Genomic DNA, 12,456 nt, shown 5'->3' on the forward strand with positions numbered 1-12,456 from the left:
TCTTTCCCCGCGCGGGTGGTTAGGGTCGGGGCATGGCTTCCGAACTCATCCCCGTCCCGCGGGTCGCCGTCATCCTCGTCGCCGCCGGCTCCGGTCAGCGCCTGGGCGCCGGGGTGCCCAAGGCCTTCGTCGGGATCGACGAGCACACGGTTCTGCGGCACGCGCTGCGCGGGGTGTTCTCGGCCCCGCTCGCCCAGGTCGTCGTCGTCGCCCCGGCCTCCCGCGTCGGCGACGCGCTGACGGACGTCCGCGCGGAGGCCGGCGCACGCCACGACCTCGCCTCCGTCGTCGCCGGCGGCGCCACGCGTCAGGAGTCGGTGGCGGCGGGGCTTCACGCGGTGTGGCCGGACGTCGAGGTCGTCCTCGTCCACGATGCGGCCCGCGCCCTCACCCCCGCCGCCGTGTTCACGCGCGTGATCGACGCCCTCGACGCGGCAGACGCCGTCCTTCCGGTCCTCCCCGTCGTCGACACGATCAAACGCGTCGACGGGGAGACGGTCGTCGAGGCCGTCGACAGGTCGAGCCTCGCGGCCGCGCAGACGCCGCAGGGCTTCCGCCGTCCGCTCCTGGATGCGGCCTACGCGACGGCATCCGCCGACCACACCGACGACGCGGCGCTCGTCCAGGCCGCGGGCACGCCCGTACGCACGGTCGTCGGCGACGAGCGGGCGTTCAAGATCACGACGCCGACCGACCTCGACCGGGCGCGCGCGATCCTCGCCGAGGGATCGGCGGCGGACCGGGCTCGCGCCACGGCCCCCCGGGTCGGCGTCGGCACCGACGTCCACGCGTACGGCGGCGAGGGCGACCTGTGGCTCGCGGGCATCGCCTGGCCCGGCGAGACCGCCCTGCACGGACACTCCGACGGCGACGCGGTCGCGCACGCCATCGTCGACGCCGTGCTCGCCGCGGCGGGGCTCGGCGACATCGGCACCCACTTCGGCACCGCCCAGGCCGAGTACGCGGGCGCGCACGCCGACGCGTTCCTCGCGCGGACGCGCCGACTCGTCGAGGAGGCCGGGTTCTCCGTCGGCAACGTGTCGGTCCAGGTGCAGGCCAACCGCCCGAGATTCGCGGCACGACGCGCGGAGGCCGAGCGGGCGCTCTCGGCGGCCCTGGGTGCGCCCGTGTCGGTGACGGCGACCACGACCGACGGCCTGGGGTTCACCGGCGCGGGCGAGGGCGTCGCCGCGTTCGCCGTGGCCACGGTGATCCCGACGACCTGAGCTCGCCCCGTCGGCGCGTCGTCAGAGCGTCCTGGTCATGAACACCGACAGCGGATCCGCGTCGTAGTCGCCGAACGGCGCGCACGGGGCGAACCCCTCGCTCTCGTAGAGGCGGCGCGCCGGGAGGAACCCCTCCTCCACGCCGGTCTCCAGCCACAGGGTGCGCACGCCCCGTGCGGCGGCTTCGGCGACGACGTGGCGGAGGATCGCGCGTCCCGCGCCCGTGCCCAGGAACCTGTCGTCGACGCGCATGGACTTCAGCTCGGCGTTCTCGGGATCGAGCCGTCGGAGCGCGCCGACCCCCACGAGCTCGTCCTCGCGCCAGGCCGACCACACGGTGACGTCCGCTCCGCTCAACCCCGTCAGATCCAACGCGTGCACGCTCTCCGGCGGGCTCTGCGCGTGCATGCCGTCGAGGTGGGCGGCGATGAGGCGGCGGGTCTCGGGGGCGGAGAGGTCGTCGACGACGATGCGGAGGCTCACCCGATCAGTGTGCCGTCCTCGGGTTTCGCCCCCGTTTCGGGCGACGGGAGCCGTCAGGCCTCGACGGCGAACGGTGCGGGGTCGCGCGGCCGACGGGAGCCCCACGCCAGAAGGGCGAGCCCGGCGGCGAGCACGACGATGCCGACGGTCGCGAGCGGCGAGAGATGCTCGCCGAGCACGGCGAGTCCGAGGACGGCCGCGGTGAGGGGCTCACCCAGGGTGAGCGTGGCCGCCGTGGCCGCCGAGACGCCCTGCAGCCCCCAGGTGAACAGGACGTACGCCACCGAGATGGTTCCGAGCCCCAGCCACAGCGCCATTGTGAGGCCGCGAGGAGCGAGCAGCCAGGTGACGTCGACGAACGGGAGGGCCAGGGCGCTGACCACGGCGGAGCTCGCCCCCATCGCCCCCACGATCGTGAACGCATCCCACCCGCCGTCGAGGAGGCGGCGTTGTGCGTTCGCGATCACGGCGAAGGAGGCGCCGGCGCCGACGGCGCCCAGGACCCCGACCGGATCGGTGCCGCCCGCGCCTCCGCCGCCGATCCCGAGGAGCAGGACGCCCGTCGTCGCGAGCGCCGTCGCCCCCATCCATGCGCCGGAGGGCAGACGCCGCGTGAGCGCCCACTCCAGCAGCCCGGCCAGGACGGGTGCGGACCCGAGTGCGATGACCGTGCTCACCGCGACGCCGTTGCGCGCCGTGCCGAGGAAGAACAGCGGCTGATACACCGCCAGGCACACGCCGGTCAGGATCATCAGCAGCACCGGCCGGACGCCCGCGCGGGGCCGGATGAGACCGGGCCGGCGCCGGGCCTGAGCGCGGGCGAGGGCGAAGGCCAGCACCGCGAGGCCCGTACCGCCGATGACCATGCGCAACGCGCCCACCGACAGCGGTGTGGTGCCGTCGGGGCCGAGCGCCTGCGAGGTGCCCGTCGTGCCGAACAGCACCGCCGCGGCGAGGATCGCGATCACGTGCAGCACCCCTCTCTTCTACCGCACATCCGTCGCACGTGTGATCGCGCACCGCCCCGTCGGAGGGCGGCGTCGCCGGTAGGCTGGGTGGGTGACGGTCCGGTTCTACGACACCCAGGCGCAGGCGCTGCGCGAGTTCACGCCGATGGACCCCGCCAACGTCACGATGTACGTCTGCGGACCGACGGTGCAGTCGGGCCCGGGCATCCACCACCTGCGGGCCGCACTCGCCTTCGATCTGATGAGGCGATGGCTGCAGCGTCGCTTCGGGTGCGTCACGTTCATCCGCAACGTCACGGACATCGACGACAAGGTCCTCGCGAACGCGACCCCGAGCGAGCCGTGGTGGGCGCTCGCGTACCGTGTCGAGGCGGAGTTCTCCGCCGCGTATGCCGCGATCGGCATCCTGCCCCCCACGTACGAGCCCCGCGCGACGGCGTCGATCCCGCAGATGCAGGAGCTCATCGCTCGACTCATCGCCGCGGGCCACGCCTACGCGTCCGGCGGCGACGTCTACTTCGACGTGCGGTCGTGGCCGTCGTACGGGGCTCTGACGCACCAGAGCGTCGACGCCATGGAGGCCGGCGACGGCGCCCTCGAGCGGGGCAAGCGCGATCCGCACGACTTCGCGCTCTGGAAGGCGGCCAAGCCCGACGAGCCGGCCGACGCCTCCTGGGAGTCGCCGTGGGGCCCCGGACGCCCGGGCTGGCACATCGAGTGCTCGGCGATGAGCCGGCGCTACCTCGGCGCGGAGTTCGACATCCACGGCGGCGGTCTCGACCTGCGCTTCCCGCATCACGAGAACGAGCTGGCGCAGTCGACCGCCGCGGGGGACCGGTTCGCGCGGTACTGGGTGCACAACGGCCTCGTCACGGTGGGCGATCAGAAGATGTCCAAGTCGCTCGGGAACTTCCTGCTCGCCCACGATGTGCTCGCCGAGGTCGATCCGCTCGTCGTGCGGTACGCGCTCGCCGCCGCCCACTACCGATCGTCGCTCGAGATCTCGCCCACGACCTTCGCGGAGGCCGAGTCCGCCGTGGAGCGGATCCGGACGTTCCAGCAGCGCGCCGCCCGCGCGCTCGGCACCGCCACCCCGCTCGTGGCGGCGGACCTGCCGGCCCCGTTCGCGGCGGCGCTGGACGACGACCTCGGCGTGCCGCAGGCGCTCGCCGTCGTGCACGAGACGGTGCGGGCGGGAAACGCCGCCCTGGACGACGGCGACCGGGAGGGCGCGGCGCGGGCCCTCGTCGAGGTCGGCCGGATGACGGGCATCCTCGGGCTCAACCCGCGCGACCCGCAGTGGCAGGTCGCCGACGGCGAGGCCGCGCCGGTGCTGGATGCCCTGGTGCAGGAGATGATCACGCAGCGCGCACGGGCGCGCGGCGACAAGGACTGGGCGGCAGCCGACCGCATCCGCGACGCGATCGCGGCGGCCGGCATCGTCCTCGAAGACGGTCCCGACGGGACCCATTGGAGTGTGAACCGTGGCTAAGCCGGGCAACCCCTCAGCGGGCAAGGGCAAGAAGAAGGGACCCACCAAGGGGACGGGCGGCCACGGCCGCAAGTCGCTCGAGGGCAAGGGCCCCACCCCGAAGGCGGAGGACCGCAGCTGGCACGTCGCCGGCAAGCGCAAGGCGGCCGCAGAGCGCTACGCGGCGGCCGGCGGCAAGGGGCGGCCCGGGCAGCGCCCGGCACCCGCGCGTGCCCCCAAGGCGAAGGCCGGAGACGACACCGAGAACGTCACGGGCCGCAACTCGGTGCTCGAGGCGCTGCGTGCCAAGATCCCCGCGACGGCGTTCTACATCGCCCAGCGCGTCGAGATGGACGACCGCGTCAAGGAGATGCTCTCGATCGCCACGCATCGGGGCATCCCGGTCATGGAGGTCACGCGGCCCGAGCTCGACCGGATGGCCGGCTTCGACGGCGTGCACCAGGGCGTCGCGCTGAAGGTGCCCCCGTACGAGTACGCCCACCCGCAGGATCTCCTGGAGGAGATCGTCGAGACGGGCCGGACGCCGCTGCTGGTGGCCCTCGACGGCGTGACGGATCCGCGCAACCTCGGCGCGATCCTCCGCTCCACGGCGGCGTTCGGCGGCCAGGGCCTCATCATCCCGCAGCGCCGGTCGGCGGGGGTCAACTCGGCCGCCTGGAAGACCAGCGCCGGCGCTGCGGCACGCGTCCCCGTCGCCATGGCGCCGAACCTGACGACGACCCTCAAGGAGTTCAAGAAGCAGGGCGTGTTCGTCCTGGGTCTGGACGGCGGGGGAGACGTCGCCCTGCCCGACCTCGAGCTCGCCGACCGGCCCGTCGTCATCGTCGTCGGTTCGGAGGGGAAGGGCCTGTCGCGCCTCGTCACCGAGACGTGCGACCAGATCGTGTCGATCCCGATCTCCTCGGCCACCGAGTCCCTCAATGCGGGGATCGCCGCATCCGTGGCGCTCTACCAGGTCTCGACGATCCGAGCCGCCTCCGAGTGAGCCCTCGGCGGACTCATATCTCCGTGCGGGAATACTTCTGCACGGGTCGTCGCTTCCCCCTGCGACACTCCTGACGGAAGGACCATTCATGGCCATCATCGCAGTCCTCGGCGGCACCGGTTACGCCGGCCGCCACATCGTCTCGGAAGCGGTCGACCGCGGGCACACCGTGCTGTCGATCGCCCGCTCCGTGCCCGCCGAGCGCGTCGCCGGGGCGACGTACATCGAGGGCACGCTCCTGGACGTCCCCGGCCTCGTCGAGCAGCTCGCGGGCGCCGACGTCGTCGTGAGCGCCGTCGCCCCCCGCGGCGAGATGGAGGGGCTCGTGCGTCCGAACCTCGAGGCGCTCGCCTCGGTCCTCCCGGACAGCGTGCGTCTGGGCGTCGTCGGCGGCGCCGGCGGCAGCCTCGTCGCACCCGGCGGGCCGCGGCTGATCGACGCCGGGTTCCCGGAGGAGTTCAAGGCCGAGGCGCTCGAGATGATCGGCGTCCTCGAGGACCTGCAGAGCGAGCAGGGCGACCGCGACTGGTTCTTCATCCACCCCGCCGGCGGCTTCGGCGCGTTCAACCCGGGCACGCGCACGGGCGCGTACCGCGACGGCGGCGACGTGCTCGTCACGGACGCGGACGGTCAGTCGAACATCTCCGGCGAGGACTTCGCGATCGCCGTCGTCGACGAGATCGAGCAGCCGAAGCACTCGCGGGGTCGCTTCACCGTCGGCTACTGACCGCCGGAGCGCATCCCGCATCGACCGACGCCGACCGGCGCGGCCTCAGACGAGGTCGCGCCAGTCGACGTCTTCGTCATCGTCGTCCAGCGTGCCGATCGCGGCGGTGATGACCGGGATCGAGAGCGTCTCGGTGGGCGGGCCCATCAGGGTCGCCTCATCCCTGCGGTGGCGCAGCACCGTGTCGACGTAGGACGACAGGACCTCGGCTATCGGCACGGACTGTCCGCGCTCCTGCGACATGTACCACCGGTGCTCGAGCACCTGATGGAAGACCTCGGCGGGCTCGAGCTTGCTGCGCAGGTCCCACGGGATCGCCTTGACGACCGGCTCGAACACGCGGGTGAGCCATTCGTGGGCGACCATGTCCTCGTCCGAGCCCAGCCGCGAGACGCGGGCGCGGAACTCGTCCATGTCGTTGAGCAGGCGCCGGGCCTGGTTCTCCTCGACGTCGAGTCCGGTGAGCCGCAGCAGGCGTCGCTGGTGGTGTCCGGCATCCACGACCTTCGGCTGGATCGCGACGCGGGTGCCGTCGGCGGCCTGCTCGATGGTCATCTCGCCGATGTCGAACCCGAGATCGTTGAGGCGCTGCACGCGCTCGGTGATGTGCCACGCCTCGTTCGCCGCGAACGTCTCGAGATCCGTCAGCGCGGCCCACAGCGCGTGGTAGGACGAGACGATGCCGTCCGCGATCGCGACGGCGTCGACCCCGCCCTCGAGCCGGCCGCCCGCTTCCAGATCCATGATCTCTCCGGCGATGTTGGTGCGCGCGACGTCGAGGTCGTGCTCGCGCTGCCCGCGGGTCAGTCCTGTCTCGTGCAGCTCTCCGGTCTCCGCGTCCACGAGGTAGGCGGCGAAGGCGCCGGCGTCCCGGCGGAACAGCGTGTTCGACAGCGACACGTCGCCCCAGAAGAAGCCGACCGTGTGCAGGCGCACGAGGAGGGCGGCGAGGGCGTCGACGAGACGTCCGGCCGTGTCGGGGCGCAGGGTCTGCGTGAAGAGGGCCCGGTAGGGCAGCGAGAACTTCAGGTGCGCGGTCACCAGCGCGGCGGGGAGGGCCTCGCCCCGCGCGGTGCGTCGCCCGTCGATGACGGCGACCCGTTCGACGCACGGTACGTCGAGCCGGGCGAGCATGCCCAGCATGTCGTACTCGCGCCGCGCCATCTCGGCCGTGGTCTCCTTGACGGCGATGACGCGTCCGGAGAGGTTCGCGAACCTCACGAGATGACGTGAGAGACCCTTCGGCAGCGACACGATGTGGTCGCTCTTCCATTCGTCGAGCGGCGTCGACCAGGGGAGGGCGAGCAGACCCGCGTCGATGCTGCTGGCGGTGATGCTGAGGGTGTCCACCTCGGACGCTCTGCTTTCGTGCGGGTCGGATGCGACGCGGCGCGGGGGGCTCGTGTGAGCCACCCGCGCCGCGTCAGGATCGATCAGGCCGAGGCGATCGCCTTCTTGGTGAGGCGCTCGCCCGACTCGAGGTCGAACGCGTGCACGTGGTGCGGCACGGGGGCGAGGACGACGGTCTCGCCGGCGTTCGGGTGGTTGCGGCCGTCGACGCGCGCGACGATGTCGGTGCGCTTGCCCGCGATCTCGGTGTGCCCGTAGAGGTAGCCGTCCGCGCCGAGCTCCTCGACGAGGTCGACCGTCACCGACAGGCCCTGGCCGTCGGCGGGGTTGACCACGATGTCCTCGGGGCGCACGCCGGCGGTGACCTGTGTGCCGCTCGTGGGGCGGTCGATGTCGGCGTCGACGACGGCGGTGCCGAACTGGATGCCGCCCGCGCTGGCGAGGTCGACGGGGAACAGGTTCATCGCGGGCGAGCCGATGAAGCCGGCCACGAACACGTTGTTCGGCTTCTCGTACAGGTCGCGGGGCGTTCCCACCTGCTGCAGCAGGCCGTCCTTGAGCACCGCGATGCGGTCGCCCATCGTGAGGGCCTCGGTCTGGTCGTGCGTGACGTACACGGTCGTGACGCCGAGGTTGCGCTGCAGCGACGCGATCTGGGTGCGGGTCTGGACGCGGAGCTTGGCGTCGAGGTTCGACAGCGGCTCGTCCATGAGGAAGACCTGCGGCTTGCGGACGATCGCGCGGCCCATCGCGACACGCTGACGCTGACCACCGGAGAGCGCCTTCGGCTTGCGGGTCAGGTAGTCCTCGAGGTCGAGGAGCTTGGCGGCCTCGAGGACGCGCTGTGCGCGCTCCTCCTTGCCCACGCCGGCGATCTTCAGGGCGAAGCCCATGTTCTCGGCGACCGTCATGTGCGGGTACAGCGCGTAGTTCTGGAAGACCATCGCGATGTCGCGGTCCTTCGGCGGGATGTCCGTGACGTCGCGGTCGCCGATGAGGATGCGGCCCGAGTTGACCTCTTCGAGGCCGGCCAGCATGCGCAGCGACGTGGACTTGCCACAGCCGGAGGGTCCGACGAGGACCAGGAACTCTCCGTCGCCCACCTCGAGGTTGAGCTTGTCGACGGCCGGGCGGGTGCCGCCCGGGTAGAGGCGGGTTGCGTTGTCGAAAGTGACAGTCGCCATGTTTTCTTCTCCTTCACCGGCAGGTACGTGCCGGACGATCCGTAGTGATGGAATGAGCGGGGGCTTGGCCCGCGCACCCGTCATCGGGTGCACCTCTCAGTATCGCACGAACAGCCCGTGCCCGATGCACCGACCCGGGCGGACGCGCCGCGTCCGGACGCGGTCGTGAAGGGCCCGCGCGTCTGGGCATTTCCCAGGCTCGCGATCTACCATCGTGGGGGTCGCCGTTCCCGGGGCGGCCCCGCACCGCGCCGCCCACGGCGCGACGCCACGCATCGTTTCTTCCGAGAGGTCCCATGTCCCGCGACGACATCCCGAACGCGCCGGCCGACGACGACTCCACGCCCTCGTCGGCGCCGTCCGCCGAGGCGTCCGAGACCGCCGGCGACACCGGTGTCGTGCAGCGGGTCGACGGCGCGGACTCGAGCGTCGACGAGGCCGCTCCGCTCGGGCGTCGCGACGCCGTGCGGGAGAAGGCCCAGCAGGTGCGCGTCCAGCAGTCGCGTCGGCGACTCATCCGTCGCTCGGCGATCACCTTCGGTGTCGTCGCCGTCGTCGCCGCGGTGGGGACCGTCGTCGCCTGGACCGTCGGCGGCGCCGCGAGCAAGCCACAGCTCTCGCCCGACGGCACCGATCGCGACGGCTTCGTCGTGTCCTCCATCTCCTCGGCCGCCGCCGCCCTCACCTCGCCCGACGACGCCACCGCCGCGGCGAGCCCCGAGGGCGATCAGACGGCTCCCGCCCCCTCGCCGACCGCGACGACCTCCACGCCGGTGGACATCCACGTCTACGTCGACTACCTATCGCCGGCGGCGCGTCAGTGGCAGCTCGCGAACGCCGACAACCTCTCGTCGTGGGTCGCGGACGGAGCGGCGACGCTCACCTACCACCCCGTGGCGATGCTGACGGCGAAGTCCAACGGCACCAAGTACTCCCTGCGCGCGGCGAGCGCGGCCGCGTGCGTCGCGTCGTACGCCCCCGAGTCGTTCTTCACGTTCAACGACGACCTGCTCACGCGCCAGCCGTCCGTCGACTCCGACGGCTTCTCCGACAAGGACCTCGCCGACATCGCCCAGGCCAACGGCGGCGACCCGGGCCTGCTGCGCGACTGCATCGAGTCCGAGCGCTACGCCTCGTGGGTCAAGGCGGCCACCGAGCGCGCGGTGTCGGGCATCGAGGGATCGCCCGGTCTGGCGCTCACCAGCAACTCGATGGTCACCGTCAACGGTCAGGCCTACATGGGGGCGATGGACGACCCCGCCGAGTTCTCGCAGTTCGTCCTGACCACGGCGAGCGGCAAGTCCTCGAAGAACGCCACCCCGTCGCCGACTCCGACCGCGTCCCCGACGCAGACGCCGGCTCCGACGACCACGCCCTGAGTCGTCCGGGCCGCCCGGCCCCGCGGTGCTCCTCGGTCGTCCGTCAGACGAGCGCGGCGGCGAGCGAGGACAGGTGGGCGCGGCTGAGGGCGCGTGCGGCCGCGGCATCGCGGTCGGCGACGGCGCCCGCGAGCGCCTCGTGGCTGACGTGATCAGGGTTGGCGCCGTGGTCGCCGCGGAGGCGGAGCATATCGATCATGGCCGCCCTCAGCCGGGGCGTGAAGGTGTCGAAGAGCTCGAGCAGGATCGGGTTGTGTGCGGCGACGACGATGGCGCGGTGGAACGCGGTGTCCGTGTCGACATGGCTGTCGAGCTCGGTCCGGTGCTGCTCGCGTAGCGCGAGCGCGCGTCTGATGGCGCGGAGGTCCGCGGGCGTGCGTCGTTCGGCCGCGAGAGCGGCGGCTTCGCTCTCGATCGCGATGCGTGCCTCGATGACGGCGACGATGCCGGAGCGGGTGAGGATCGCGTCCCACTCCTCCGGGGCGTCGAGAGCGGCGACGAACACCCCTGAGCCCTGGCGGGTGGTCAGGACCCCACGGCCCGCGAGCTGCCGGATGGCCTCGCGGACGGTGGAGCGCCCGACGCCGAGCTGGGGGGCGAGGGTAGTCTCCCCGGGCAGCTTCTCGCCCAGCTCCCACTCGCCGGAACGGACTCGGTCGAGGAGGATCTCCGCGGCCTGATCCGCGAGCGGTGCTCGCCTCGCCTGTGTCATGCCGTCTCCTATTCGTCTACTTGTCTGAGGAGTCTGGTACAGTCTACCCGTGATCTCGTTCTCGCTCGCTCTTCTTCTCCGCCACGACGGGGTATAGCCGGACCGGCTCCCCGTCGTGGAGCCGAGATGTGCGCCGGTCCGCTGCCCTCGCACCACCCGGAAGAAGAGCCGACGACATGAACACGACCACTGCCCGCTTTTCGCGAATTCAGACGCCTGCCGGCCCGACGCCCGAGACGGCACCCGCCTGGAACCGACAGCGGCATTCGCAGATGCCCTTCCACCGCTACCGCGACGTGTACTCCCGCGTCGAGGTGCCGCTCGTGGAACGGGTATGGCCCACGCGTCGACTCGTCGACGCGCCGCTGTGGGTGCCGGTGGATCTGCGTGACGGCAACCAGGCGCTCGCCGAGCCCATGGATCCGGCCCGCAAGCGCCGTTTCTTCGATCTCATGGTGCGGATGGGCTACAAGGAGATCGAGGTCGGCTACCCGTCCGCGTCGCGCACGGACTTCGACTTCGTGCGGCTCATCGCCGAGACCGGCATCGCACCCGACGATGTCACGATCGTCGTCTTCACCCCCGCGCGGAGGGATCTGATCGAGCGCACGGTGGAGTCGATCCGCGGCATCCGGAACCCGGTCGTGATCCACCTCTACACCGCGACCGCGCCGGTCTGGCGCGATGTCGTCCTCGGGAAGGATCGAGACGAGCTCCGGGCGCTGATCCTCGCCGGCGGCCGCGACGTCATGGCGCTCGCGGGGGATCTGCCGAACGTGCGGTTCGAGTTCAGTCCGGAAGTGTTCACCCTCACCGAACCCGACTACGTCATCGACATCTGCGACGCGATGACCGCGGCGTGGGAGGCGACGCCGGAGCGGCCGGTGATCCTCAACCTCCCGGCGACCGTCGAGATCGCCACGCCCAACGTGTACGCCGATCAGATCGAGCACATGCACCGGAGTCTCGCGCGCAGAGACGCGGTGATCCTCTCCGTGCACCCGCACAACGACCGCGGCACCGGGATCGCCTGCGCGGAACTGGCCCTGCTCGCCGGAGCGCAGCGCGTCGAAGGGTGCATCTTCGGCAACGGCGAGCGCACCGGCAACGTCGACATCGCCACCCTCGCCCTGAACCTGCACGCTCAGGGCATCGACCCCATGATCGACTTCTCCGACATCGACGAGATCCGCCGCACGGTCGAGTACTGCAACCGCATCGAGGTGCACCCGCGCCACCCCTACGTCGGCGATCTCGTCCACACCGCCTTCAGCGGCACGCATCAGGACGCGATCAACAAGGGCTTCGCCGAACACCGGGCCCGGGCGGCATCCCAGGGTCTCCCGGAGCAGGAGATCGAGTGGCGCGTGCCGTATCTGCCCATCGACCCGGCGGACATCGGCCGCGACTACGACGCCGTCATCCGCGTCAACTCGCAGTCGGGGAAGGGCGGCATCGCCTACCTGCTGCAGACCGAGTACGGCATCGAACTGCCCCGACGGGCCCAGATCGACCTCTCCCGCCATGTGCAGCAGCACACCGACGCGACCGGCGAGGAGGTCACCGCGAGCGATCTCTGGGATATCTTCGAGCGCACCTATCTCGATGCCGCGCGGGGTGAGGTCGAGCTGGTCGACTATCGCACCACGGACGCCGGAGACCGCACGCACCTGACCGTCCGCCGGGGCGGCACCGAGCACACCTCCCAACACCGCGGGGTCGGTCCCGTGGAGGCGTTCGTCGCGGCGGTCGCCCGCCTCGGGATCGACGTCGAGATCCTCTCCCTGCACCAGACCTCCGTCCGTGCGGGCTCCGGAGCAGAGGCGCTCACCCTCCTCGAGTACCGCAGAGGCGGCGAGACCGGCTGGGCGGCCGGACGCGACAGATCCGTTCTCACCGCCACATTCGAGGCCGTCGTGCGTGCGATCGACCGCGCCGACGGCCGCTGAG

At 71.8% G+C, this 12,456-nt stretch carries 11 protein-coding genes; 6 read left to right on the forward strand and 5 right to left on the reverse strand.

The features are described 5' to 3' along the window. Nucleotides 1-32: 32 nt before the first annotated feature. The gene (gene ispD, locus WFI00_RS08585; RefSeq protein ID WP_336631667.1) at nt 33-1,226 is read left to right on the forward strand and encodes a 2-C-methyl-D-erythritol 4-phosphate cytidylyltransferase; all 1,194 of its coding nucleotides are present in this window, start codon (nt 33-35) and stop codon (nt 1,224-1,226) included. Nucleotides 1,227-1,247: 21 nt separating this feature from the next. Here the strand turns inward: ispD and WFI00_RS08590 are convergent, their stop codons facing one another. Together WFI00_RS08590 and WFI00_RS08595 are read right to left on the reverse strand one after the other, a co-directional pair. Next, on the reverse strand, nt 1,248-1,709 hold the full coding sequence (locus tag WFI00_RS08590; protein ID WP_336631666.1) for a GNAT family N-acetyltransferase: 462 nt from the start codon (nt 1,707-1,709) through the stop codon (nt 1,248-1,250). 53 nt (nt 1,710-1,762) lie between these two features. Then, on the reverse strand, nt 1,763-2,686 hold the full coding sequence (locus WFI00_RS08595) for a DMT family transporter (protein ID WP_336631665.1): 924 nt from the start codon (nt 2,684-2,686) through the stop codon (nt 1,763-1,765). An 82-nt stretch (nt 2,687-2,768) separates the two neighbouring features. On the opposite strand from WFI00_RS08595, the gene cysS reads away from it, so the two are divergent. From cysS to WFI00_RS08610, 3 genes are all read left to right on the forward strand, one after another. After that, the gene (cysS, locus tag WFI00_RS08600) at nt 2,769-4,169 is read left to right on the forward strand and encodes a cysteine--tRNA ligase (protein ID WP_336631664.1); all 1,401 of its coding nucleotides are present in this window, start codon (nt 2,769-2,771) and stop codon (nt 4,167-4,169) included. After that, on the forward strand, nt 4,162-5,154 hold the full coding sequence (gene rlmB, locus WFI00_RS08605) for a 23S rRNA (guanosine(2251)-2'-O)-methyltransferase RlmB (RefSeq protein WP_336631663.1): 993 nt from the start codon (nt 4,162-4,164) through the stop codon (nt 5,152-5,154). The genes cysS and rlmB overlap by 8 nt, the downstream gene beginning before the upstream one ends. A gap of 88 nt (nt 5,155-5,242) precedes the next feature. After that, nucleotides 5,243-5,881, forward strand: a complete 639-nt coding sequence (locus WFI00_RS08610) for an NAD(P)-dependent oxidoreductase (protein WP_336631662.1) — start codon at nt 5,243-5,245, stop codon at nt 5,879-5,881. Nucleotides 5,882-5,926: 45 nt separating this feature from the next. On the opposite strand, the gene WFI00_RS08615 is transcribed toward WFI00_RS08610, so the two are convergent. Next, on the reverse strand, nt 5,927-7,231 hold the full coding sequence (locus tag WFI00_RS08615) for a DUF4032 domain-containing protein (protein WP_336631661.1): 1,305 nt from the start codon (nt 7,229-7,231) through the stop codon (nt 5,927-5,929). 83 nt (nt 7,232-7,314) lie between these two features. Next, nucleotides 7,315-8,415, reverse strand: coding sequence for an ABC transporter ATP-binding protein (locus WFI00_RS08620; RefSeq protein WP_336631660.1), 1,101 nt, complete (start codon nt 8,413-8,415; stop codon nt 7,315-7,317). Nucleotides 8,416-8,711: 296 nt separating this feature from the next. Here WFI00_RS08620 and WFI00_RS08625 point away from each other — a divergent pair, with 296 nt between their 5' ends. Next, entirely contained in the window at nt 8,712-9,794 is a 1,083-nt protein-coding gene (locus tag WFI00_RS08625) for a DsbA family protein (RefSeq protein ID WP_336631659.1), read from the forward strand. A 43-nt stretch (nt 9,795-9,837) separates the two neighbouring features. Here the strand turns inward: WFI00_RS08625 and WFI00_RS08630 are convergent, their stop codons facing one another. Beyond that, nucleotides 9,838-10,506 (reverse strand): FadR/GntR family transcriptional regulator, encoded by a 669-nt coding sequence (locus WFI00_RS08630; RefSeq protein WP_336631658.1) that lies wholly within the window; start codon nt 10,504-10,506, stop codon nt 9,838-9,840. A gap of 176 nt (nt 10,507-10,682) precedes the next feature. Here WFI00_RS08630 and WFI00_RS08635 point away from each other — a divergent pair, with 176 nt between their 5' ends. Continuing rightward, nucleotides 10,683-12,455, forward strand: a complete 1,773-nt coding sequence (locus WFI00_RS08635) for a 2-isopropylmalate synthase (RefSeq protein ID WP_336631657.1) — start codon at nt 10,683-10,685, stop codon at nt 12,453-12,455. The last annotated feature ends 1 nt before the right edge of the window (nt 12,456 follow it).

This window comes from Microbacterium sp. MMO-56 (genome assembly GCF_037146215.1).
In the GTDB taxonomy this organism is placed as follows: Bacteria; Actinomycetota; Actinomycetes; order Actinomycetales; family Microbacteriaceae; genus Microbacterium.

Excerpts from the sequence above, each read along its gene's own strand:
- ispD (WP_336631667.1), top strand. The coding sequence starts at position 33 with ATGGCTTCCGAACTCATCCCCGTCCCGCGGGTCGCCGTCATCCTCGTC.
- WFI00_RS08610 (WP_336631662.1), top strand. The coding sequence starts at position 5,243 with ATGGCCATCATCGCAGTCCTCGGCGGCACCGGTTACGCCGGCCGCCAC.
- WFI00_RS08620 (WP_336631660.1), bottom strand. The coding sequence starts at position 8,415 with ATGGCGACTGTCACTTTCGACAACGCAACCCGCCTCTACCCGGGCGGC.
- WFI00_RS08625 (WP_336631659.1), top strand. The coding sequence starts at position 8,712 with ATGTCCCGCGACGACATCCCGAACGCGCCGGCCGACGACGACTCCACG.
- WFI00_RS08630 (WP_336631658.1), bottom strand. The coding sequence starts at position 10,506 with ATGACACAGGCGAGGCGAGCACCGCTCGCGGATCAGGCCGCGGAGATC.
- WFI00_RS08635 (WP_336631657.1), top strand. The coding sequence starts at position 10,683 with ATGAACACGACCACTGCCCGCTTTTCGCGAATTCAGACGCCTGCCGGC.